General features: G+C 72.8%; 18 protein-coding genes and 2 pseudogenes. 8 read left to right on the top strand and 12 right to left on the bottom strand.

Annotated elements, in window-relative coordinates; genetic code table 11:
* Positions 1-126 precede the first annotated feature (126 nt).
* The gene (locus IEY99_RS18460) at positions 127-357 is read left to right on the top strand and encodes a hypothetical protein (RefSeq protein ID WP_189204738.1); all 231 of its coding nucleotides are present in this window, start codon (positions 127-129) and stop codon (positions 355-357) included.
* Positions 358-484: 127 nt separating this feature from the next.
* Here the strand turns inward: IEY99_RS18460 and IEY99_RS18465 are convergent, their stop codons facing one another.
* The 3 genes from IEY99_RS18465 to hrpA form a co-directional block, all read right to left on the bottom strand.
* Positions 485-1231, bottom strand: coding sequence for a LamG-like jellyroll fold domain-containing protein (locus IEY99_RS18465; RefSeq protein ID WP_189204740.1), 747 nt, complete (start codon positions 1229-1231; stop codon positions 485-487).
* Positions 1232-1295: 64 nt separating this feature from the next.
* Positions 1296-1676, bottom strand: a complete 381-nt coding sequence (locus IEY99_RS18470) for a DUF6401 family natural product biosynthesis protein (RefSeq protein WP_189204742.1) — start codon at positions 1674-1676, stop codon at positions 1296-1298.
* Between the two features lie 93 nt (positions 1677-1769).
* Positions 1770-5684, bottom strand: a complete 3915-nt coding sequence (gene hrpA, locus IEY99_RS18475) for an ATP-dependent RNA helicase HrpA (protein WP_189204744.1) — start codon at positions 5682-5684, stop codon at positions 1770-1772.
* Positions 5685-5821: 137 nt separating this feature from the next.
* On the opposite strand from hrpA, the gene IEY99_RS18480 reads away from it, so the two are divergent.
* Positions 5822-6187, top strand: a complete 366-nt coding sequence (locus IEY99_RS18480) for a response regulator (RefSeq protein WP_189204746.1) — start codon at positions 5822-5824, stop codon at positions 6185-6187.
* Here IEY99_RS18480 and IEY99_RS34325 read toward each other — a convergent pair.
* The 3 genes and pseudogenes from IEY99_RS34325 to gsmA form a co-directional block, all read right to left on the bottom strand.
* Positions 6120-7412 carry a sensor histidine kinase gene (locus tag IEY99_RS34325; RefSeq protein WP_229798897.1) on the bottom strand — a complete coding sequence of 431 codons (1293 nt, stop codon included), beginning with the start codon at positions 7410-7412 and terminating at the stop codon, positions 6120-6122. The genes IEY99_RS18480 and IEY99_RS34325 overlap by 68 nt on opposite strands.
* Before the next feature lie 319 nt (positions 7413-7731).
* Positions 7732-8463: pseudogene (locus IEY99_RS34330) on the bottom strand (CHASE domain-containing protein); the annotation flags it as partial.
* A gap of 58 nt (positions 8464-8521) precedes the next feature.
* A complete protein-coding gene (gsmA, locus tag IEY99_RS18490; protein ID WP_189204748.1) occupies positions 8522-9661 on the bottom strand; it encodes a sporangiospore maturation cell wall hydrolase GsmA in 1140 nt (379 codons plus the stop codon).
* A gap of 195 nt (positions 9662-9856) precedes the next feature.
* On the opposite strand from gsmA, the gene IEY99_RS18495 reads away from it, so the two are divergent.
* The 3 genes from IEY99_RS18495 to IEY99_RS18505 all read left to right on the top strand — a co-directional run bounded on the left by IEY99_RS18495 (position 9857) and on the right by IEY99_RS18505 (position 11976).
* A complete protein-coding gene (locus IEY99_RS18495) occupies positions 9857-10744 on the top strand; it encodes a phosphatase PAP2 family protein (RefSeq protein ID WP_189204750.1) in 888 nt (295 codons plus the stop codon).
* 19 nt (positions 10745-10763) lie between these two features.
* Positions 10764-11333 (top strand): YflT domain-containing protein, encoded by a 570-nt coding sequence (locus IEY99_RS18500; protein ID WP_189204752.1) that lies wholly within the window; start codon positions 10764-10766, stop codon positions 11331-11333.
* 253 nt (positions 11334-11586) lie between these two features.
* Positions 11587-11976, top strand: coding sequence for a hypothetical protein (locus IEY99_RS18505; protein ID WP_189204754.1), 390 nt, complete (start codon positions 11587-11589; stop codon positions 11974-11976).
* Between the two features lie 79 nt (positions 11977-12055).
* Here IEY99_RS18505 and glgB read toward each other — a convergent pair whose 3' ends face one another.
* The 5 genes from glgB to IEY99_RS18530 all read right to left on the bottom strand — a co-directional run bounded on the left by glgB (position 12056) and on the right by IEY99_RS18530 (position 20304).
* Positions 12056-14191: a 1,4-alpha-glucan branching protein GlgB gene (gene glgB, locus IEY99_RS18510; RefSeq protein ID WP_229798935.1), complete on the bottom strand. Its 2136-nt coding sequence runs from the start codon at positions 14189-14191 to the stop codon at positions 12056-12058.
* A 59-nt stretch (positions 14192-14250) separates the two neighbouring features.
* On the bottom strand, positions 14251-15561 hold the full coding sequence (locus IEY99_RS18515) for a maltokinase N-terminal cap-like domain-containing protein (protein WP_189204759.1): 1311 nt from the start codon (positions 15559-15561) through the stop codon (positions 14251-14253).
* Positions 15558-17333 carry a maltose alpha-D-glucosyltransferase gene (gene treS, locus IEY99_RS18520; RefSeq protein ID WP_189204761.1) on the bottom strand — a complete coding sequence of 592 codons (1776 nt, stop codon included), beginning with the start codon at positions 17331-17333 and terminating at the stop codon, positions 15558-15560. The genes IEY99_RS18515 and treS overlap by 4 nt, the downstream gene beginning before the upstream one ends.
* 49 nt (positions 17334-17382) lie before the next feature.
* The gene (locus IEY99_RS18525) at positions 17383-19350 is read right to left on the bottom strand and encodes an alpha-1,4-glucan--maltose-1-phosphate maltosyltransferase (protein WP_189204762.1); all 1968 of its coding nucleotides are present in this window, start codon (positions 19348-19350) and stop codon (positions 17383-17385) included.
* Positions 19351-19488: 138 nt separating this feature from the next.
* Positions 19489-20304 (bottom strand): spermidine synthase, encoded by an 816-nt coding sequence (locus IEY99_RS18530; protein WP_229798899.1) that lies wholly within the window; start codon positions 20302-20304, stop codon positions 19489-19491.
* Between the two features lie 94 nt (positions 20305-20398).
* Between IEY99_RS18530 and IEY99_RS18535 the strand changes: the two genes are divergently transcribed.
* Positions 20399-21001, top strand: coding sequence for a hypothetical protein (locus IEY99_RS18535; RefSeq protein WP_189204763.1), 603 nt, complete (start codon positions 20399-20401; stop codon positions 20999-21001).
* 62 nt (positions 21002-21063) lie between these two features.
* Complete coding sequence (locus tag IEY99_RS18540; protein WP_189204764.1) at positions 21064-22155, top strand: XRE family transcriptional regulator; 1092 nt, start codon at positions 21064-21066, stop codon at positions 22153-22155.
* 13 nt (positions 22156-22168) lie between these two features.
* Here IEY99_RS18540 and ppgK read toward each other — a convergent pair whose 3' ends face one another.
* Complete coding sequence (ppgK, locus tag IEY99_RS18545) at positions 22169-22981, bottom strand: polyphosphate--glucose phosphotransferase (protein WP_189204765.1); 813 nt, start codon at positions 22979-22981, stop codon at positions 22169-22171.
* Between the two features lie 251 nt (positions 22982-23232).
* Between ppgK and IEY99_RS18550 the strand changes: the two are divergent.
* Positions 23233-23403: pseudogene (locus IEY99_RS18550) on the top strand (RNA polymerase sigma factor SigF); the annotation flags it as partial.

Raw genomic sequence — 23403 nt, forward strand, 5'->3', positions numbered from 1 at the left:
GCCGCATCCTCGCCCAGCGGGTAGTGCCGGCGGCGCGTCCGCCGTGGGTCCGCCGCATCCGGTGCCCGGGGCTCATCACGATCGTTTCTTCGCCACGGCTTCCCCCTCGACTCCGAGGAGGCCCCCATGCCTGCAGATTTCTCCGTACCCGTCGATCCGGACGATCTCGCGCGCCAGGATCTCGCGGCGGCACTGGACGTGCCGAGCGTGAACCCGGGCGAGCACCGGACGCAGAGCCCGGCTCACCACGGCGCCAAAGACGAGCGCCAGGCCGCGCGGGAACGCTCCGGCCGGGCTCGCTCCGGCCGCGCGGCCACGGCCGGCGGCACCCGGTCGTACGCGTTCCGCCGCAGCTGAGCAACGTCCGCGCACGGCGGAAGGCCGGGACCCTTGCCGGGGTCCCGGCCTTCCTTCGGTCCGGACCCGCCGTGCCGGGCCGGTGGTGCAGGCGGCGGGTCCGGGTCCTGGTGCCGGTGCGCCGGCGTCAGCCGAGGCGCGCCCACACGTCGTCGAGCAGGCCGTGGTACATGTCGGTGCGGGTGTGGAAGTTCGGGCCGCCGATGCGCAGCGGCAGGTCGTTGCGGATGGACAGCGACGCCGGGATGGTGACGTGGCCGCGGTCGCGCCCGTCGACGTAGACGGTCAGCCGGCTGCCGGAGCGCTGGCACATGATGTCGTGCCAGCGGTTGTCGGCGACGCCGACGCTGGAGCGGACGAGGTGGATCCTCGGCTGGGCCCCCTGGCCGACCACGACGCAGTGTGCCTTCGCCTGACGGGCGCCGATCTGCAGCTTCCACTGGCTGTCGGTGTCGGCGACACCCTTCTGCATGACGTTCGAGGAGTCGGTGACCTGGGCGGCCGTCACGCGGACGCTGGCACCCCAGCGGAACAGCCGGGCGCCGGGGTCGAGGTCGGGATCGTCGGTGCCCTCCAGCAGGGCGCGGGGGCAGACGGCGGCCTTCACGGCGCAGGGCGCGGGGAAGGCGGCGTACTTGTCGGTGGTCGTGCCGTTGAAGTGGACGCGTCCCCGATCGGCGCTGCGCACCACGAGGGGGGCGCCCCGGCCGGAGCGGTCGGCGACCCGGCCGGCGGCGACGGCGCCCGAGTCGAAGGTGTACCGCGCGACCGTGACGGCGGCGGCGGGGGCCGCGGAGCTCGCGGCCGGAAGAACAAGTGCGGGAAGAACGAGAACGGTCAGGACTGCGCTGAGGATTCTGCCGGAGCGGTGCATCCGGAAACGGTACGTTCACCGCCAAAGCTCGCGAAGCTCATAGGCTCGGCGATTCGGGCATAAACTACAGCAGATCGGCCGACTCGGCGATCATGCAGACGGCCACCAGGCGCATCAGGTGCCACTCGGCGCGGAGCCAGGCGGTGCCGGAGACGTACGCCTGGCCGGGCTGCGGCACGGGCCGGCCCATCCGCTCGGCGGCCGCGGCGATCGACTTCGCGTACGCGGCCAGCCCCTCGGCGTCGACCTCCCGGCCGGCCTGGTGCAGCGCGTCGCGGACGGCGGCGGCGTGCTGGTCGACCTGGGCGAGCAGGCCGGCGTCACCGAGCGCGGCGGCGAGGCCGTCCACGCCCACCCGCGCCATCATCTCGTCCAGCAGCGCGCGGGCCGGGTCGGCGGCGGGAGCGGCGGAAACCGGGGCGAAGGCGAGGAATTCGTTCGTCATGGCAAGGACGCTAGGGCCTCGCGGCGCCCCGCGACAGGCGGGTAACCGAACGGCACCCGACCGCTCCCCACAGCGCACCCGCCGGGCCCGCGATCAGGCCGGAAGCTGGTCCATCGCGCGGTAGATCCGCTTGTCGGAGACCGGGTACGCCGTCCCCAGGGACTGGGCGAACAGGTTGATCCGCAGCTCCTCGATCATCCACCGGATCTCCCGCAGGCCCTCGTCGGCCGGCCCGCCGCCGAGCTCCTGGCGCAGCTCGCGGTACTCCCCCTCCACCTGGTGGAGCTGGGCCATCAACTGCCGGTCGCGGGCCAGGTTGCCGCCCAGCCGGTCCAGCCGGTACGCGACGCCCTTGAGGTAGCGGGGCAGATGGTGCAGCTGCCGCCAGCCCGTGTCGGTCACGAAACCCGGATGGACCAGCCCCTCGAGCTGCGAGCGGATGTCGGTGAGGGCGGGCACCAGCGCCGGGTCGCGGGTGGCGCCCAGGCGCTGGCCGATCTCGTACGAGGTGGCCAGCACCGCGCGGACCTGGGTGACGACCGTGGCGGTGGCCTCCACGAGCTCGGCCCGGACCTCGTCGCGCAGCCCGGTGAACTCCTCCGACGACCAGGCCGGGCCCCCGGCGTCCTGCACGAGCCGGTCGACCGCCGCGCCCGCGCAGTCGTCGAGCAGGTCGGCGATCGAGCGGTACGGGTTGCCGCGGGACAGCTCCAGCTTCGCGCGGTTGTCCAGGCGGCCCTGCAGGTAGCGGGCGGCCGGCGGCAGGGTCAGCAGGAGCAGGCGGCGGGTGCCGGCCCGCATCGCCTCCCGCTGCTCGGCCTCGGTCTCGAACACCCGGACGGCCACGCTGTCCCGCTCGTCGGCGAGGGCCGGGTACACCGTGACCTGGTAGCCGCCGCGGACCTGCTGGACCGAGCGGGGCAGCGTACCGAAGTCGTTGGTGGTGATGCCGCGCCGCTCGATGTCGCCGGCGGCCGCGGAGATCGTGGCCTGCACCTTCGGGGCCAGGCCGGCGCGCAGCACGTCGAGGTCCCGGCCCTCCCCCACCACGGCGCCGTCCTCGGCGACCACCTGGAAGTTCATCCGCAGATGGTCCGGGACCGCATCGGGCCGCCAGGCGTCGCGCGGCACGACGGTGCCGGTGAGCCGGCGCAGCTCGTCGCCGACGGCGTCGCTGAGCGCGCCACGGCGGGCCGGGATGCGCGCGAGCACCGCGTCGGCCCAGTCCGGCACCGGGACGAAGCTGGTCCGCAGGTGCTTCGGCAGGGCGCGGATCAGCGCCACGACGATGTCCCGGCGCAGGCCCGGCACGTTCCAGCCGAAGTCGTCGGCGTCGAGCTTGTTGAGCAGCGGCAGCGGCACGCGGACGGTCACCCCGTCGGCGGCGGCGCCGGGCTCGAACTGGTAGCTCAGCGGCAGGCGTACCTCGCCGGCGAGCCAGGCGTCCGGGTAGGCGGCCGGGTCCACCGCGTCCCGCCCGGCGTTGACGAGCAGCTCGCGGGTGAAGGTGAGCAGCTGGGGGTTCTCCCGCCGGGCCTTCTTCCACCAGGCGTCGAAGTGCCGGGCGGAGACCACGTCGGCGGGAATCCGCGCGTCGTAGAGGGCGAAGACGGTCTCGTCGTCCACCTTGATGTCGCGGCGCCGGGCGCGGTTCTCGATCTCCTCGATCCGCGCGAGCAGGGCCGCGTTCTCCGCGAAGAACGCGTGGTGGGTGTCCCAGTCGCCCTCGACGAGCGCGTGGCGGATGAACAGCTCCCGGCACAGCGCCGGGTCCACCCGGGCGTAACCGACCTTGCGCCGGGGCACGATCGGCAGACCGTAGAGCGTCACCTTCTCGTACGCCATGACGGCGCCCTGCTTCTTCTCCCAGTGCGGCTCGCTGTAGCTGCGTTTCACCAGGTGCGGCGCGAGGGCCTCGGCCCACTCCGGCTCGATGCGGGCGTTGACCCGGCCCCACAGCCGCGACGTCTCGACCAGCTCGGCCGCCATGACCCACCGGGGCTGCTTCTTGAACAGCGCCGAGCCGGGGAAGACGGCGAACTTGGCGCCGCGGGCACCGAGGTACTCGCGCTTGTCGACGTCCTTGAGCCCGATGTGGCTCAGCAGGCCGGCGAGCAGCGCGGTGTGGAAGCGACGGCCGTCGGGAACCCGCTCGTCGTCCTCGACGATCGTCAGGCCGAGGCTCCGGGCCACCTGCTTGAGCTGCGAGTAGATGTCCTGCCACTCCCGCACGCGCAGGTAGTTGAGGAACTCGGTGCGGCACAGGCGCCGGAACTGGTTGCCGGACAGCTCGCGCTGCCTCTCCCGCAGGTAACGCCAGAGGTTGAGGTAGGTGAAGAAGTCCGATTCCTTGTCGGTGAACCGGGCGTGCTTCTCGTCCGCCTGCTGCTGGCGGTCGGCGGGCCGCTCGCGCGGGTCCTGGATGGACAGCGCCGCCGCGACCACCATCACCTCGGCGACACAGTCCTGCTCGCCGGCCTCGACGACCATGCGGGCCAGCCGCGGGTCGACCGGCAGCTGGGCCAGCTTGCGGCCGAGCGGGGTGAGCTTGCGGGCGTCGAGCGCGCCGAGCTCCTCCAGGAGCTTCACGCCGTCGGTGACGTTACGCCGGTCCGGCGGGTCGATGAACGGGAAGGCGGCCAGGTCGCCGAGGCCGAGGTTGGTCATCTGGAGGATGACCGAGGCCAGGTTGGTGCGCAGGATCTCCGGCTCGGTGAACTCCGGCCGCGCCGCGAAGTCCTCCTCGGAGTAGAGCCGGATGCAGATGCCGTCGCTGGTCCGGCCGCAGCGGCCCTTGCGCTGGTTGGCGCTGGCCTGCGACACCGGCTCGATCGGCAGCCGCTGGACCTTGAGCCGGTTGCTGTACCGGGAGATGCGCGCGGTGCCCGGGTCGACGACGTAGCGGATGCCCGGCACGGTCAGCGAGGTCTCCGCGACGTTGGTCGCCAGTACGACGCGCCGGCCGGTGTGGCGTTCGAAGACGCGGTGCTGCTCGGCGGCGGACAGCCGGCCGTACAGCGGGACGATCTCGGTGTCGCGCAGGTTCCGCCGGTTCAGGGCGTCGGCGGTGTCGCGGATCTCCCGCTCGCCGCTGAGGAAGACCAGGATGTCGCCGTTGCCCTCGCGCCCCAGCTCGTCGACCGCGGCGGCGATCCCGTCGACCTGGTCGAGCGGCTCCTCCCGGCTCTCCTCGGTCTCCTCGACCAGCGGCCGGTACCGCACCTCGACCGGATAGGTGCGCCCCGACACCTCGATCACCGGCGCCGGGCCCTGAGGACCGGCGAAGTGCTCGGCGAAGCGGCCGGTCTCGATCGTCGCCGAGGTGATGATCAGCTTGAGGTCAGGCCGCTGGGGCAGCAGTTGCTTGAGGTAACCGAGGATGAAGTCGATGTTGAGACTGCGCTCGTGCGCCTCGTCGATGATCAGGGTGTCGTAGCGGCGCAGCAGGCGGTCGTTCTGGATCTCGGCCAGCAGGATGCCGTCCGTCATCACCTTGATCATGGTCTCGTCGGACACCTGGTCGGTGAAGCGGACCTTGTAGCCGACCGTCGCGCCCAGCGGCGTGCCCAGCTCCTCGGCGATGCGCTCGGCCACCGTGCGGGCGGCGATGCGCCGCGGCTGGGTGTGCCCGATCTGCCCCCGCACGCCCCGGCCGAGCTCGACGCAGATCTTGGGGATCTGGGTGGTCTTGCCCGAGCCGGTCTCGCCGGCCACCACCACGACCTGGTGGTCGCGGATCGCGGTGAGGATGTCGTCCTTGCGCTGGCTGACCGGCAGCTCGTCCGGGTACGACACGGCGGGGACGTTCGCCAGGCGGGCCTCGCGCCGCGACTCCGCCCGGGACACCTCGCCGGAGATGTCGGCGAGCACGGCCGCGCGGGCTTCCTCGTCACGCACCTTGCGGATGCCGTCGAGCCGGCGCCGGAGCCGGCGCTCGTCGCGGGGAAGGAGATCGGAGACTCTGCGGCGGAGCTCGGCGAGGTCCTCGCTCAGGGGTGTGACAGACATGGCGGGTCAACAATAGGCATTCCGTGCGCGGAATGCCCGGTGATTAATCCGGCAACGATTCGGCCGCCGCCCGTGTCCGCCCCGCCGCGTCGCTCTTTGTGCCTGCGACAGGCGGAGCACGGGAGAGGCAGGGAGTCATGATCGTCGTCGCAGAGGACGAGGAGGACATCCTGCTCGTGCTCCGCCGGGCACTGGAGCGGGCCGGCCACGAGGTCGTCGCGGCCACCGACGGCGCGGAGGCCCTCGAGGCCGTCCGCCGCCATAAACCGGACGTCGTGATCACCGACGTGGACATGCCCCGGATGAGCGGGCTCGAGCTCTGCCGGGCGATCCGCGCCGACCCGGGCCTCGAGCACATCCCGGTGGTGCTGGCCAGCGGCTCGCTGCTGCCCGGCGACGCCCGGGCCGGCGAGGTCGGTGCCAGCGCGACGCTGCTCAAGCCCTTCCTGCCGGCCCAGCTTCTGGCGTGCGTGGCCGATCTGATGCCGTCCCGGCCGGCCTGAGCCCGGGTTCCGCGCCGTCCTCCGCCGGCCGGGGCAGGGCCGCCTGCGCGATCGTGGCCCGCTCGGCGAGAGCCCGGTCGAGGGCGGCCTGCGCGTCCGGCGCCGCCGCGGCCAGCGGGAGGGTGAAGAAGAAGCGGGTACCGCCGCCGGGGTTGTCCGCCACGCCGATGGTGCCGCCGTGGCGTTCCACGATCCGCCGGCAGATCGCCAGGCCGAGGCCCGTGCCGGCGTACCCGGCGGCGCTGCGGGCGCGGTGGAAGGCCTCGAAGATGTCCGGCTGGTCCTCCGCGGGGATCCCGATGCCCCGGTCGGCGATCTCGATGCGGGTCCAGCCCGCCTCCGCGGGAGCCGCCGAGACGTCGATGCGGGCCGGGCGGCCCGGCGGGACGTACTTGAGGGCGTTGCCGACCAGGTTGTCGAGCACGTGCCGCAGCATCGCGGGGTCGGCCTCGACCACCGGCAGCGGCCCCACGTAGATCTCCGGCGGCGGCGTACCGGCGGGCCGCGGCTGCTCGGCGCGCTGCTCGACCACGTCGGCCACCAGCGGGCCGAGCGGCACGGCCCGCCGGGCGAGCGGCGCGTCCCGCGCGGTCGTGTAGGCCAGCAGCGTGTCGATCATCGCGGCCATCCGGTCCACGGCCCGCATGATGCGGTCCAGGGAGGCCCGGGCCGCCGTGACCTCCGGCACCGGCGGGCCGTCGGCGAGCTCGTCGGCGGCGTTCTCACAGTGCCCGCGGATCACCGACAGGGGCGCCTTGAGGTCGTGCGCCACCACCCCCGCAAAGACGGCGAGGTCCGTCTCGTAGCGGCGCAGCTCGGTGATGTCGTGGAAGACCGCCACCGCGCCGCGCAGCCCGGCGCTCGGATCGAGCGGGCGGCCGTCGACGCTGACCAGGATGCCGTCCGGCCGGCCCTCGTTGCGGATCAGCATCTCGACGCCGTTGGAGGTCTCCCCGTGCAGCGCGCGGACCAGCGGCATCTCCTCTACCGGGAACGGCGTGCGGCCGTCGGCGCGGAACAGCCCGTAGTGCTCCTGCCAGCCCTCCGGCCCGTCGACGTCGTCGGCGACGCCGAGCAGCGCCCTGGCCGCCGGGTTGTGCAGCAGGAACCTCCCGTGCTCGTCGACCACCCCGACGCCGTCGCCGAGGCTCGCCATGATGGCGCTCAGCAGCCCGGCCTGGCGGCGGCTCTCCGCCTCGGCGCCCCGCAGGTCGGCGGTCGCCACGAGGACCTGGGCGCGGGCCCGGGAGCGGCCGGTGGCCAGGACCCAGACGATGCACCGCCAGCACGACGCTGACGGCGATGCCGCCGTGCAGCACGGCTGCCGGGGTGCTGCTGCGCGCCCCCGGCAGATAGCGCGCGTCGGCGGCGGTCATCAGCGCCCACTGCCGGTCGGCGACCGGGAAGCCGGCTCGCCGGACCAGATCCCGGCGGCCCCGGGCGTCGTACGCGGCCACCAGGACGCGGCGCCCGCCGGCGTCGGTGGCGTACAGCTCGCCGTCGAGCAGCCCCTGGCTCGCCGTGCTCAGCACGCCGCCCAGGAAGTCCCGCCCGCGCAGCCCCAGCGCCAGCCACCCGCGGAACACCGGCACCGCACCGGCACCGAAGACCGGCGCCGCGAACAGGAACGAGAGTTGCTGCCGCGGCGCCGGCAGGCTCCGGTCGCGCAGCAGCACGTAGGCGTCGGACACCGAGGGCTGCCCGGTCCGCCGGGACTCGGCGAGCGCCCCGGCCGCCTCGGGGGCGGACGCGATGTCGACGCCCAGGGGGCCGGGGCCGCCGTTGTTCAGGTCCCGGCGCAGCACCGTGAACAGGTGCTCCCGCGGCGTTCCCCGGGGCCGCAGGACGAGGTCCGTGGCGCCGCGCGAGCGCCAGAGCCGCTGCGCGGCGGCGACCTGACCGGGCGGGGTGGCGACCACGAAGCCGACCGAGGTGGCGCCGACCAGGCCGGCCCGGTCCAGCGGCGCGGTGGCGGCGGCGAAGTCGGCCGCGGTGAGCCGGTCGTCGGTGCCCAGGCCGGCGGCGACGACCTGGATGAGGTCGCGGTAGCGCCCGGTCTCGCCGATGACGGCGGCACGGGCGACCGCGGTGCGCTGGTCCATGACCCGGTCCGCCTGCGCGCGCTGGTTGTCGCGCAGCGCTCCGGCGGCGACGGCGGTGACGGCGAGGCCGGGCACGAGGACCAGCGCGGCGAGGGCGGTACCGACGAAGCGGGCACGCCGCGTTCCGGTGTCGTCCTGCGCTGCCGTATCCCTGCTTCCCACCGAAAGGAGCATAAAACGCGAATCACCCCCGTCGGCGCGGGTTCCGCCGACGGGGGTGAGGACGAGCGAGCTACTTCCAGGTGTCGTACTGGTACAGGTTCCAGGACGCCATGATGCCGGTGACCTTGGTGTAGTAGTTGGGGTCCGTGGCGTAGCCGGCCTTCCAGACCTTCCAGATGAACTTGTTGGCGTTCTTGGTGTAGGCGAACGCCGGCTTGTAGCGCGAGTTCACCCGCAGGAAGCTGCCGTGGTCGCGGAACGAGTGCGACTGCGTGGCGTACGTGCGGAAGACGGCCGAGGTGGAGAAGCAGTTGCCCGCCTTGGTGCACTCCTGGGTCCGGTACGTGTGGCAGCCGTTCGCCAGCTTGCCGTAGAAGCCGTTCTGGCACTTGATGCCGAAGTAGTTCTTGTCGACCGAGGCGAGGCCGCTGCGGCCCCAGCCGGACTCGAGGATCGCCTGGGCGATCGTCACCGAGGCGGGGACGCCGTACTCACGCCAGCCGCGCTGCGCGCCCGGCACGGAGTTCTTGATGAACTGCTCCGGGGTGAGCGACACCGACGGCGCGGGGACCGACGAGCCGGTGCAGGCCTTGAGCGGGCCCGAGTACATGTAGCCGTGGGAGATGTAGCGGCCGGTCGAGGTGCGGTCCCACTGGGTCGTCGTGCGGACCGAGCCGTCGACGTTCTGCCCGGCCACGGCGCAGACCAGGTCGACCTTCTCGCCGTTGGCGACCGTGCCGAGGATCGACGACGAGGTCGACGGGCCGGAGCGCAGGTTGACCCGGCCCTCGAGGCTGCGGACCGTGCCGACCACGTACTTCCTGGCGGCGGAGCTGCTGACCGGCTTCGCCTTCGGGGGCACCGCGGTCGGCGAGGCGGCGCAGCGCGACAGCGTCCGCGAGGTCTTCACGTACGCGTGGGAGATGTACCCGCCGGTGCTCAGCCGGTCCCAGGCGGTGGTGGTGCGGACCGAGCCGCGGACGTTCTGGCCGGTCACGGCGCAGGAGACGGTCACCTTGGCGCCGTTGCGCAGCGTGCCGATCGCCTTGGCGGCGAGCGACGGCGCGGACCGTACCTTCAGCGAGGTGCTCACCTGCACGGTAGCGGAGACTCCAGCGGCCACGGCGGCCTCCGGCGCCACGGCCACGCCGGCGCCGAGAGCGGCGACCAGCAGCGGACCGGTGAGCAGTCGGCGGGCGGTGTGCAGCATGTACGTCCCCTCGATCGGCGTCCTTGCTTCGGGCTCCGTACGAAGATCTCGGGGAGCCGTTGCGGGCCGAGAGCGCGCGCGGTTGCAGTCGAGTTGCGCCGGGCTTCGTGGCAACCCCCACTCGCGCGCTTGAGAACCGCGCCGGGTGGGCATTGCGGAACCGCCCAGTCGTGACGTTCAGGAGGACACCCACCGATGACGGCCTTGGCTTCACGCCCGGCGCGGACGGCCGGCACCGGCACCGGCCGCGGGGTGACGCCGGTGATCGCCCGCGCGGGCGTCGCCGTGCTGGCCGCCGCGGCCGCGGCGTTCGTCTACTACGTGTGCGTGCGCACCGCGCCCGGGCAGAGCGCCGACACGCTCGTCATGCGCGGCGCGGAGGTGCACCACGAGCGGATCGAGCAGCTCCTGCGGCGCGCGCTCGACGCCACGACCCTGGTCAGCCTGGTGGCCGTCTGCCTCGCGGCGGCGGCGATCGGCATGGTCCGCCGCCGCGCCGACCTGGCCGTCGCCGCGGCGGTCCTGGTCCTCGGCGCCAACGTCACCACCCAGCTGCTCAAGACCCGCCTCGACCGCCCGGACCTCGACGGCTTCCCGGCGCCGAACTCGTTCCCGAGCGGCCACACGACGGCCGCCGCCGCGGTGGCGTTCGCGCTGGTGCTGGTCCTGCCGTTCGCGGTCCGCGGCACGGTCGCGCTGGCCGGGGCGGGATACGTGACCACCATCGCGGTCGCCACGGTGTGGGCGGAATGGCACCGCCCGAGCGACACCGTCGCCGCCCTGCTGATCGTCCTGGCCTGGGGCGCGCTGGCGTCGGCCCTGGTCCGGGCCCGGCGCACCGGCGTCGCGGGCGCCACCACCCGCCCCAACCGCACGGCGACGGTGCTGTTCGCCGTCGTGGGCGCGCTCGGCGCCGCCGGCGCGCTGCTCGGCCTGGGCGCCGTCCTGGTCGCCCGCTGGGCCGCCCCGGACCTCGTCCCCGGAAGCCTCGCCTTCGCCGCCGGCGTGGCGGCGATCACCGCCGCGGTGGCGGGGGTCTTCGCGATCTGGATACGACTCGCCGCCGGCGATCGCCGCGGCTGACCCCCCGTAGGAGGAACCGATGTCCACCCCCACCGACCCCACCATGCCGGGCGCGTCCGGCACCGTCCCGCCCGGCCCGGCCGGCGTGCCGGCCACACCCGCCGTCGACCCGGCCGCGCAGGGCGGGTATCCCGCTCCGACCGTCTCGGTGGCGACGTACCCGAACTATCTGCAGGCGCAGCAGGCCGTCGACTACCTGTCCGACAACAAGTTCCCGGTCGAGCGGACCAGCATCGTCGGCACCGACCTGCGGCTGGTGGAGAACGTCCTCGGCCGGGTGACCGTCGGTCGCGCCGCCCTCGCCGGCGCCGCCAGCGGCGCCTGGTTCGGCCTGTTCATCGGCCTCTTCTTCGGTCTCTTCAGCGACACCGGCTGGGTCAGCGTGATCCTGCTCGGCCTGATCGTCGGCGCGCTCTGGGGCGCCGTCTTCGGCGCCATCGCGCAGGCCATGAGCGGCGGCCGGCGCGACTTCTCGTCGCGCAGCTCGCTGCAGGCCGCCCAGTACGCGGTGATCGTCGACGCGGACGTCGCCGACGGCGCCCGGCAGCTGCTCACCCGCCTCAACTGGCAGACCAGCGGCGCCCGCTGAGCGGCCGGCGCTGTCACCGTTCTTCCGGCTCGGGGACGGCAGCCCACCGCCGGGAAGCCCTCACCGCCGGCTAGCTCGAACAGCAGCAGGACCGCCAGGCGCAGCATCGCCTGGCGGTCCTGCGCCACGCCGAGGAAGTCACCGGCAACGTCGCCTGAATCCGCCGCTACCACGGCATCGGCCGGCGGGCCTTCTCATGCCTCAGCGGACGACTGTCCATGCCTGTTTGAAGACACCGCCTAGGCTGCCGATCGTGACCGAGGAGCGCGCAGGTGGCCGGATGCGGCGCGCCTATACGGCGCTCGCTTCCTGGTACGCGGTGGTCTGGTTGCTGCCGGGCGTCCTGGTGATGATCGTCAACATGTCGGCGGCCGGCAGGACACCCGGCTTCACCGAGGTCCAGGGCCGCGTGACGCCGTGCGCCGGCGACTTCGGATGTCCCACCGAGCCGATGGACGCCGGTGCCGTCGTGCTCGGCATGGCCCCGGGCCTGGCGGCGAGCCTGCTCGTGGCGGTGCCGCTCTGCCGGCACCTCACCCGCACGTGGCAGATGCCGGTCCTGGCGGGATCCGTCGCCGCCGTCACCAGCTGGATGATCCTGTGCCTGGGACTCTGGGTCGCCGGGGTCGCCTGGGCGGGCTGACGGCTGCCGCGGTGGGAGGGATGCGGCAGGTCGCCGACCGGCGGCGGCCGCATCGGGTCCGCCGCCGTCCGTGGTGGGGTCAGCCCTCGTGGCGGAGCCAGACCGCGCCCAGCGGGGGCACGCGCAGCGACGCCGAGGCGTGCAGGCCGTGCCAGGGCACGGCCTCGGCGTGCACCTCGCCCAGGTTGCCCACGCCGGAGCCGCCGTAGAGGGAGCTGTCGGTGTTGATGATCTCGCGCCACACGCCCGCGCGGGGCAGGCCGATGCGGTAGCCCTCGTGCGGGATGGCCGCGAAGTTGACCACGCAGGCCAGGGTGTCGCCGTTGGGGGCGAAGCGCAGGAACGAGAACGTGTTGTGCTGCGAGTCCTCGGAGGTGATCCAGCGGAAGCCGCTCGGGGTGGTGTCCTGCGTCCACAGGGCCGGGGTCTCGCGGTAGGCGCGGTTCAGGTCCTTGATCAGGCGGTGGATGCCGCCGCCGCGGCTCTCGTCGGCGAGCAGGTCCCAGTCGAGGCCCCGCTCCTCGCTCCACTCCCGCTCGTCGCCCATCTCGGCGCCCATGAACAGCAGCTGCTTGCCGGTGAAGGCCCACATGAAGCCGAGCAGGGCCCGGTTGTTGGCCAGCTTCTGCCAGAGGTCGCCGGGCATCTTGCCGGTGAGCGAGCCCTTGCCGTGCACGACCTCGTCGTGGCTGATCGGCAGGATGTAGTTCTCGCTCCAGGCGTACACCGTGGCGAAGGTCATCTGGTGGTGGTGCCACTGCCGGTAGATCGGCTCCTTCTCCATGTAGGACAAGGTGTCGTTCATCCAGCCCATGTTCCACTTGAAGCCGAAGCCCAGGCCGCCGAGGTGGGTCGGGCGGGTCACGCCGGGCCATGCCGTGGACTCCTCGGCGATGGTGACCACGCCGGGGTTGTGCTTGTAGACCGTCGCGTTCATCTCCTGCAGGAAGCTGATCGCGTCGAGGTTCTCGCGGCCGCCGTACTGGTTCGGCGTCCACTCGCCGTCCTTGCGCGAGTAGTCCAGGTAGAGCATCGAGGCGACCGCGTCGACGCGCAGGCCGTCGGCGTGGAACTCCTCGCACCAGTAGAGCGCGTTGGCCACCAGGAAGTTGCGGACCTCGCGGCGGCCGAAGTCGAAGACGTACGTGCCCCAGTCCGGGTGCTCGCCGCGCCGCCAGTCCTCGTGCTCGTAGAGCGGGGTGCCGTCGAAGCGGGCCAGGGCCCACTCGTCCTTGGGGAAGTGCGCCGGCACCCAGTCCAGGATCACGCCGATGCCCGCCTGGTGCAGCTTGTCGACCAGGTACCGGAACTCGTCGGGGTTGCCGAAGCGCGACGTCGGCGCGTAGTAGCCGGTGACCTGGTAGCCCCACGAGCCGCCGAACGGGTGCTCCATCACCGGCATCAGCTCGACGTGCGTGAAGCCCGTCTCCACCACGTAGTCGACCAGCTGGGTGGCCAGCTCGACGTAGGACAGGCCCGGGCGCCACGAGCCGAGGTGCACCTCGTAGATGCTCGTGGGTTCCTGGTGCCAGTGCTTGGTGGCGCGCTCGGCCATCCACCGGCCGTCCTGCCACTCGTACGCGGACTCGAAGACCACCGACGCCGTGGCCGGCGGCACCTCGGTGTGCTGGGCCAGCGGGTCGGCCTTCTCCCGCCAGACGCCGTCGCGGCCGAGGATCTTGAACTTGTACTTGGCGCCGGCCGCCGTGCCGGGCACGTAGAGCTCCCAGACGCCGCTGCTGCCCAGCGAGCGCATCGGCCAGCCGTCGTACGGGCCCCAGCCGGTGAAGTCGCCGACGACCTGCACGCCGCGCGCGGACGGCGCCCACACGGCGAACGCGACGCCGTCACCGCGCGGGTGGGCGCCGAGCACCGTCCACAGCTTCTCGTGCCGGCCCTCGCCGATCAGGTGCAGATCGAGCTCGCCCAGCGTCGGCAGATGCCGGTACGGGTCGTCGCAGACGGTGCCGTCCACGTCGAGCCGGTAGTCGAGCACGGAGCCGGGCAGCTCGGCGGCGAAGATGCCGTCGGGATGCACCTGGGTCATCTCCGTACGCTCGTCGCCGGCGACCACCGTGACGTTCTTCGCGCCCTTGCGCATGGTCCGGATCACCGTGCGTCCGCCGGCGGGATGCGCGCCCAGCAGCGAGTGCGGGTCGTGCGTGTCGCCCGAGACGACGGCGTGCAGCATGCGCTGGTCGGCGCCGCCCGGCATGGGCGGCGACGAGGGCGGGGGCGTGGTCTGCCCGATCATCGGTTTCTTCCTCCGGGGTGTCAGCCGACGAGCCGGGAGATGGACCGCAGCGGGATCCGCAGCCATCCCGGCCGGTGCCGGGCTTCGTACGCGGCCTCGTAAACCGCCTTGTCCAGCTCGTACGCCGCGAGCAGCGCGCCCTGCTCGCGCGGGTCCGCGCCGGCCGAGGCGGCGTACCCGTCGCAGAAGGATGCCCGGTTACGGTCGACCCATTCGCGCGCCCGCGCGGCAAGATGTTCTTCGTCGTCCTGGTCCACCAGCAGCTGGTACGCGGCGTACTCGTAGCTGCGCAGCACGCCGGCGACGTCGCGCAGCGGCGAGTCCGGCATCCGGCGCTCCTCCAGCGGCTGGCCCGGCTCGCCCTCGAAGTCGATGAGCAGCCACGCCTGCGGGGTGCGCAGCACCTGGCCCAGGTGCAGGTCGCCGTGCACCCGCTGGACGGTGACCTGCTCGCCGGTCAGCTTGCGGAACCGTTCCTCGATGACCGGGACGTACTCCCGCAGCTCGGGCACGGTGCCGGCGGCGGCGTTCAGCCGGGCCACGACGGCGTCGACCGGGAACGGCGACGGGCCGGTGCCCAGCTCCTCGGCGAGCGTGCGGTGCACCGAGGCGACCGCCTCGCCCAGCCGGTACGACTCCCCGGCGAAGTCGCCGCCGGTCTCGTCGGCGCGCAGCTCGGCGTCGGCGAACAGGTCGCGGGCGCTGGCCGTGGCCATGGCCCAGCCCTCGGCCGAGTTGGCCGCGTACGCGGTGACCATGGCCAGCGGGCAGGGCGCGGTCTCGGAGCCCATCTCGACGGAACCGAGCAGCCGGGCCACGTGCGGGTTGCCCGCCCGGCCGAGCACCCGGTTGAGCTCGATGTCGGGGTTGATCCCGCAGTCGACCCGCCGGAAGATCTTGAGGATCGCCTCCTGCTCGAAGATCACGCTGGTGTTGCTCTGCTCGGCGTCGAAGACCCGGGGTGCCGCGTCCAGCGGCAGCGTGGTGCCGGGCTCCTTGCTGAAGACCACGTCGCCGACGATCGACGAGGAGTCGATGAGCGACAGCAGGTGCTTGGCCGCCTCGGTGTCGTACAGGGCGTCGTAGCCGGTCCGGTCGTTGTCGGTGCCGATCGTGGCGACCGTGCTGTACTCGGAGATCGGGCCGTTGTCCCAGGCCACGAGCACCTGGTACCGCTCCGAGCTGCCGTCGGTGTAGGTGGCGTCGACCAGCATCAGGTCGAGGTCGTCGCGCAGGGCCGTCACCGAGCCGGGCTCGGCGGACGCGAGGGTCCGGCTGCGCCCGGCGTACCAGCGTTGCTGGGGCAGCCATTCGGCGAAGGGCAGCGTCATTGCTTCTCCTCGGAACCGCAGAGCTGGAACCAGTAGAACCCGTGTCCCGGCAGGGTCAGCAGGTACGGCAGCTGGCCGATGCGCGGGAAGTTCACGTGCCCGGTCAGCTCGACCGGGGTGTACCCGTTCCAGTGCTGCAGGTTCAACTCGATGGGCTGGGGGAACCGCGAGAGGTTGTTGACGCACAGCACCACGTCGTCGCCCGCTTCGCGCAGGTACGCCAGCACCGACGGGTTGGAGCCGCCGAGCTCGCGGAACGTGCCGATGGCGAACGCGTCGTGGCGGCGCCGGACGGCCAGCATGGTACGGGTCCAGTTGAGCAGCGACGTCGAGCTGTCGCGCTGGGCCTCCACGTTCACCGACTGGTAGCCGTAGATCGGATCCTGGTTGGCGGGCAGGTAGAGCCGGCCGGGGTTGGCGGTCGAGAAGCCGGCGTTGCGGTCGGGCGTCCACTGCATCGGCGTACGGACGCCGTCGCGGTCACCCAGCCAGATGTTGTCACCCATGCCGATCTCGTCGCCGTAGTACAGCACCGGCGAGCCGGGCAGCGACAGCAGCAGGGCGGTGAACAGCTCGATCTGATTGCGGTCGTTCTCCAGCAGCGGGGCGAGGCGCCGGCGGATGCCGACGTTCGCCTTCATCCGCGGGTCCTTGGCGTACTCGGCGTACATGTAGTCGCGCTCTTCGTCGGTGACCATCTCGAGCGTGAGCTCGTCGTGGTTGCGCAGGAAGATGCCCCACTGTGCCATGTCCGGGATGCCGGGCGTCTGGGCCAGGATCTCGGAGATCGGGAAGCGCGACTCGCGGCGCACCGCCATGAAGATCCGCGGCATCAGCGGGAAGTGGAACGCCATGTGGCACTCGTCGCCGCCGGTCTCCGGGTCGCCGAAGTACTCGACCACGTCGGCCGGCCACTGATTCGCCTCGGCCAGCAACACCCGACCCGGGAACTCGTCGTCGATGACCTTGCGGCAGTGCTTGAGGAACGCGTGCGTCTCGGGCAGGTTCTCGCAGTTGGTGCCCTCGCGCTCGAACAGGTAGGGCACCGCGTCCAGCCGGAAGCCGTCGATGCCCAGGTCCAGCCAGAAGCGCAGGACGTCGAGCATCGCCTCCTGCACCTTCGGGTTGTCGTAGTTCAGGTCCGGCTGGTGGCTGAAGAAGCGGTGCCAGTAGAACTGGCGGCGCACCGGGTCGAACGTCCAGTTCGACTCCTCGGTGTCCACGAAGATGATCCGCGCCTCGGAGTACGGCTCGCTGGTGTCGCTCCAGACGTAGTAGTCGCCGTACGGGCCGTCGGGGTCGCGGCGCGACTCCTGGAACCAGGCGTGCGAGTCGGAGGTGTGGTTCATGACCAGGTCGGTGATGACCCGGATCCCGCGCTTGTGCGCCGCGTCGAGCAGCGCGACGAAGTCCTCGACGGTGCCGAAGTCGGGCAGGACCTTGTAGAAGTCGCGGATGTCGTAGCCGCCGTCGCGCAGGGGCGAGTCGTAGAACGGCGGCAGCCAGAGGCAGTCGACGCCCAGCCACTGCAGGTAGTCCAGGCGCTCGATGAGCCCGCGCAGGTCGCCGGAGCCGTCCGCGCTGGAGTCGTAGAAGGCGCGCACGAGCACCTCGTAGAACACCGCGCGCTTGAACCAGGTGCGGTCCGCCGGCAACGTGCGGGCGTGCCCGAAGTCGTCCGCGGTGGGGTGCTCGACCACACCGTCCTCGACGTGGCTGCCCTCCGCGGGATCGTGCTCGACGGTATCGCCGAGGTCGTTCGTCACATCCATCAGACGTTTCACCTACCCCACCCCGCAGGAACTTCGTTTCGCGTGCGCCTCAGCGGCGCGGGTGCACCACGAACACGTGCGCCGGCTCGACGTACGGATCGATCCGGACGGCGTTGTGCTGGCTCCACTCGTACGAGGCCCCGGTGATCTGGTCGACCACGTCGAAGCGCTCGTGCCAGTCCATGCCCAGCGCCGGCATGTCGAGCGTGGTGTTGCCCCACTGCACGTTCGCGGAGTCGAACGAGCAGATCACCAGAACGGTGTTGCCGGACTCCGGATCGCGCTTGGACCAGCACAGCAGCTCGGCGTTGTCGATCTCGTGGAACTCCGTGTTGCGCAGCCAGTGCAGCGCCGGGTTCTCCCGCCGGATGGTGTTCAGGCGGGTGATGTACGGCGCCAGCGAGCGCCCGGCCCGCTCGGCGCCGGCCCAGTCGCGCGGCTTCAGCTCGAACTTCTCGTTGTCGATGTACTCCTCGGCCCCCGGCCGGGCCACGTGCTCGAACAGCTCCAGTCCCGAGTACATGCCCCAGGACGGCGAGAGCATGCTCGCCAGCACCGTCCGGATCTTGAACATCGGCGGGCCGCCGTGCTGCAGCGTCTCGTGCAGGATGTCCGGGGTGTTGGGCCAGAAGTTCGGGCGCATCCAGTCGATCGAGGACTTCAGCTGCTCCACGTACTCCCGCATCTCCCAGGCCGTGGTGCGCCAGGTGAAGTACGTGTACGACTGGGTGAAGCCGATCTTGCCGAGCCCGTTCATCATCGCGGGCCGGGTGAACGCCTCGGCGAGGAACAGCACGTCGGGGTCGACGGCCTTGACCTTGGCGATGCACCACTGCCAGAAGTTCAGGGCCTTGGTGTGCGGGTTGTCGACGCGGAAGATCTTGACGCCCTGCGCGACCCAGTGCAGCACCACGCGCAGCACTTCCTCGCGCAGGCCGTGGTAGTCGTTGTCCCAGTTCAGCGGGTAGATGTCCTGGTACTTCTTGGGCGGGTTCTCGGCGTAGGCGATGGTGCCGTCGGCGCGGGTGGTGAACCACTCCGGGTGCTCGCGGACCCAGGGGTGGTCCGGCGCGGCCTGCAGGGCGAGGTCCATGGCGATCTCGAGGCCGTGCTCGTTCGCCGTACGGACGAAGGCCCGGAAGTCCTCCAGGGTGCCGAGCTTGGGCTCGATCGCGTCGTGGCCACCCTCGTCGGAGCCGATCGCCCAGGGCGAGCCGACGTCCTCCGGGCGGGCCACCAGGGTGTTGTTGCGCCCCTTGCGGTTGATCTTGCCGATCGGGTGGATCGGCGGCAGGTACAGCACGTCGAAGCCCATCGCCGCCACCGCCGGGATCCGCCGGGCGGCGGTCGCGAAGGTGCCGTGCTTGATCGGCGTCGCGTCGGGACCGATCTCGGCGCCCTCCGAGCGCGGGAAGAACTCGTACCAGGACGAGAAGAGCGCGCGCTTGCGATCCACCCAGATGGCGTACGACCGGGTGGTGGTGACGAGCTGGCGCACCGGGTTGTCCCAGAGCAGCTCCTCCAGCTCGAGCGCGGGAGAGACCCGGGAGAACAGCGAGCGCTGGTCGTCGCGCAGCGCCGCCGCGGCGTCGCGCACCCGCTCCTCGTGCTCCTGCGGCACGATCTTGGTGGCCAGGTCCAGCACCTCGGCGCCCTCGGCCAGGTCGTTGGCGAGGTCCTCCACGCCCTGCCCGGCGCCGATCTTCTTGGTGACCGCGTTGCGCCAGGTCTGGTAGGGGTCGTCGAACGCCTCGACGGTGAACGTCCACCGGCCCACCCGGTCCGGCCGGATCACCCCGTGCCAGCGGTCCAGGCCGGGCTCGCCCGGCCGCATCCGGGTGAACGGCCGGGCCTCGCCGTCCGGGCCGGTCCATACCACGTTCACGCCCAGCGCGTGGTGGCCTTCCCGATAGGACACCGCCGAAACGGGGACGAGCTCGCCCACCACAGCCTTCGCGGGATAGCGGCCGCAGGACACGGACGGCGTCACGTCTTCGATGGGAAAGCGTCCGGTCATGATCTCCACCGTAGTCAGAATGCGCGGGAGGGTGCTTGGAGACGGGCGAAATGCAGCCGCCGTCGTCGCTAGTTTCTCCGCAGTGGAGCAAGCGCAAACGGCCGTGCGTCCGGTGCTGTTCAACCTACCGGAGGTAGCTCACGCGTACCCGTCGAGGCGCGCCTTTGCCCCACCCAGAAACTCGGTCAGGGCGGTGCCGTGCCACACCCGGGCCGGCCGCGGGTCGCGGGCGCCCGCAGCGGCGAGCGCGGCGACGGGCAGCGAGCCGGGCCGCGCCGCCGCGGCGAGCACCACGTTGCCGGCCCGGCGCCCCCGCAGCAGCCCCGGCGCGGCGATCAGGGCCACGTCGCCGAACGCCGCGCGCAGCGTCGCCGTCTGGATGCGCGAGTGCGACAGCGGCGGGACGTCGGTCAGGTTCATCGCGAGCAGGCCGCCGGGTGCCAGCAGCCGCGCCGCCGCGGCCGCGAACCCCACGGTGGCCACGCTCGCCGGCAGCGCCGCACCCTGGAACACGTCCGTGACGATCACGTCGTAACCGCCCGGCGCGGCGCCCGCCACGAACTCCCGGGCCTCACCCGGGCACACGGTGACCTCCGGCGGCCAGGGCAGCGTGCGGGACACGAGCGCGAGCAGCGCCGCATCCTGCTCCACCACGGTCTGCACGGCCCCGGGCCGCGTCGCTGCGATCCAGCGGGGCAGCGTCAGGGCGCCGCCACCGAGATGCAGGACCCGCAACGGTACGGCCGCAGGCGCACCCACCCGCAGCACCGTGGCGAGCCGGCGCACGTACTCGAAGGCCAGATGCGTGGGATCGCCCAGATCGACGTACGACTGCGGGACCCCGTCCACGCACAGGGTCCAGCCCCGGGCGCGCTCCGGGTCCGGCTCCAGGGTCGCGGTCCCGGAGTCCACCCGCGCGACGATCGTTGCGCGCCGGTTGCCGTGCGTTGCCATCGGGGCGAGGGTACTCATGGCCCGGGACGGCCCGCCGAGCTGTAGCGGTGAGGCACCCCGCCGACGGGGCGCACCGAAGCCCTGGGGGAGACACATGGCGGGTCCGTCGACCGCGCTGTCGCCGGTCATCGCGGCCAGCACGCACTGGCTGGTCCGGGCGTACCCGGCGACCGGCGGCGACCGCGTCGCCCCCACCCTCAACGAGCTCCAGGCCCGCCAGGCGATCACCGTGGCGGCGTGGCTGCGCTACCCCACCCCGGTCGACGCCGAGCTGGTCGCCATGGCCGGCCCGGGCGGCTCGGCGGTGCTCGACTGGCGCACCGGCAGCGAGCCCGACGACGACATGGCCGAGGACGAGGGCTGGCGCACCTGGGTCGACGAGGTCGTGGTGAGCTGGGCCGCCTGCCTGCTCGCCGACCCGCTGCTGGCCGCCCGCGCGGTCGACGCGGTGGCCGCCGCCGTCCCGCCGAGCCGCGACCCGGCCGGCGCCCGCCCCCGCCCGCGCCGCTCCGTGGGAGACCTCCCCGCCGAGTTCCGCCGCCTAACCGCCCCGGACGAGCGCGAGAGCGCCGCCGCGCGCCTGCTGCGCCACCCCGACCTGCTCGAACCGGTGGCCGAGATGCACCGCGACGACCTGTGCTACCTCCTGGCCGTGCCCGACGGCCGGGAGTCCGGCGCGGCCGGCGTCGCCGCCTAGGCCACGCCCGCTCGGCTAGGCTCGGCGGATATCGCGACGCATCGATATCCGCGAGGAGCGACGTGCCCGAGGCCGACCCGAACGCGCCCAGCCCCGAGGCGGCGGCGACACCTGCCGAGTACGTGACGGCCCTGCGTGCCCTGCGCGCCTGGTCCGGGCTGACCTACCGGCAGCTCGCCGCCAAGGCCGAGGCCTCCGGAGACGTCCTGCCGTCGAGCACCATCGCCTCCGCCCTGGGCCGCTCCACCCTGCCGCGGCAGCAGGTGGTGACCGCTTTCGCCCGGGCGTGCGGGCTGAGCGACGCCGCGGTGGCGCAATGGGTCTCGACGCGGGACGCCCTCGCCGCCGGCCGGACCCCCGCCCCGGCGCCCGGTGCCACGATCCCTCCTCGGCCCCCGATGGTCTCCTCCCGGCCGTCCGGCGCCGCAGACGAGGCGACGCCGGAGTCCATGCCGGCGCCGGCGGCCCCCGCGGAGAATCCGCCGGCAGGGGCACCCGCCGGCCGTCGCCTCCGGGCGGTGGTGGCGGTGGCCGCGCTGCTCGCGGCGACCGGCGTGGTCGCTGTGATCGCCGGCGACGGCCTGCACAGCGGGGACGGCAAGGGTGCCGCACCGAGCGGCGCCGAAGGTCCGCGCCGAGGCGGCGCCGGCGCGGCGCCGGCATCGTCGCCCCTCGCCGACGGCTGGTATCTGCTGCGTCCGGCTCATGTCGACGGGCACGGGCTGTGCCTCGGCGAGGGGCGGGAACGCAACGGCCGCACCGACCGGCCGCTGGCGGTGCAGCGGCCCTGCGACCGGGTCTCCCCCGACACCTACCTGCGGGCGGCCGGCCCCGGCGTCGTCGAGATCCAATGGCGTCACCCGAGACAGAGCCTGGGGTGCCTGACCGTGGACGAGGCGTACCCGGGCGACGGGGCCCTGCTCGCCCCGGCGGACTGCACCGGCGCCGCACACCAGCGGTACCTGCTGGAAGCGGTCGACGCCCCGGTGCCGGGCGGCTACCGGCTCCGGCCGGTGCACAGCGGCCTGTGCGTCGGCATACTCGGCGGGCCCGCGGAGACGAGCGCCGGCGCCGAGGCGGTGCAGACCCATTGCACCGGCGCCGCCGACCAGGAGCTCGTCCTCACCCCCACCGAGCAGCACTCCCGCCCCTGAGGCGCGGCGCCGCTCAGCCCTCGTGGGCGCCGGCGGCGACGTCCTCGGCGGCCGGGCGGTCGGCCTCGACGCGGACGGCGCCCGGGCGGCCACCCGCCTGTCCGGCGGTGACCGCGGCGCCGATGATGCCGGCGTTGTTCAGCAGCGCGGCCGGGACGATCGGGGTGCGGATCTCGATCAGCGGCAGCCACTTGTCCGCCTTCTTGCTCACCCCGCCGCCGATGACGAACAGCCGCGGGGACAGCAGCATCTCCACGTGCCGCAGGTAGTCCTGGACCCGCGGGGCCCACTGCTCCCAGCTCAGGTCCTCTTGCTCGCGGGCGCGGTCGGAGGCGCGCAGCTCGGCGTCGCGGCCGTCGAGCTCGAGGTGGCCGAGCTCGGTGTTCGGGATCAGGGTGCCGTCGAGGAACAGGGCGCTGCCGATGCCCGTACCGAAGGTCAGCATCATCACCAGGCCGCGCTCGTCGCGCCCGGCGCCGAAGGCGACCTCGGCGACGCCCGCGGCGTCCGCGTCGTTGAGCACCGACACCGGCCGGCCGAGCCGCTCGGTGAACAGCCGCGCCGCCGGGGCGTCGACCCACGACTTGTCGACGTTGGCCGCGGTCCGGATGACGCCGTCGACCACCACGCCGGGGAAGGTGACCCCGACCCGGTCGTACCCGTCGAACCGGCCGGCGACCTCCGCGACCGCCTCGACCACCCGCGTCACGTCGGCCGGCTGCGGCGTCGGTACGCGGAACCGCTCCGCGATCAACGTGCCCTGCCCGGTGTCGACCGGCGCACCCTTCACGCCGGAACCGCCGATGTCGATGCCCAGGATGGCCATGTCCCGTTCTCCGTCCCCGGTGCGTTGCGGATCTGCGTCCCCGGCGCGTCGCGGTGTGTGTACCCACGCGCACCCGGGATCGAATCGTGCCATCCTCCGCGGGGCACCGCCGAGGCAGGTGGTGCTGGTGTCACCTAACGTGACTCATACTTTCGGCTAGTCAACGCTCCCCCGAGCGGCTAGCGTGGGAGGGAGTGAACGGTCGCCGCGTGCGGGCACGGCTCTCTGCCCGCTGATGGAGGACCACCGTTATGACCGTTACCGCCCCGAAGGCCGGCACGGTGAGTGACACCGCGCCGGAGAGCGCCGCGGATCTGCTGGACGCCATGGCCGCCACGCCCGCCGGGGACCGCCGGCGCGCGGCGCTGCGGGACCGGGCGATCGAGGCCTGGCTGCCCCTGGCCCGCCACCTCGCCCACCGC

This window comes from Couchioplanes azureus (assembly GCF_014648355.1).
In the GTDB taxonomy this organism is placed as follows: domain Bacteria; phylum Actinomycetota; class Actinomycetes; order Mycobacteriales; family Micromonosporaceae; genus Actinoplanes; species Actinoplanes azureus.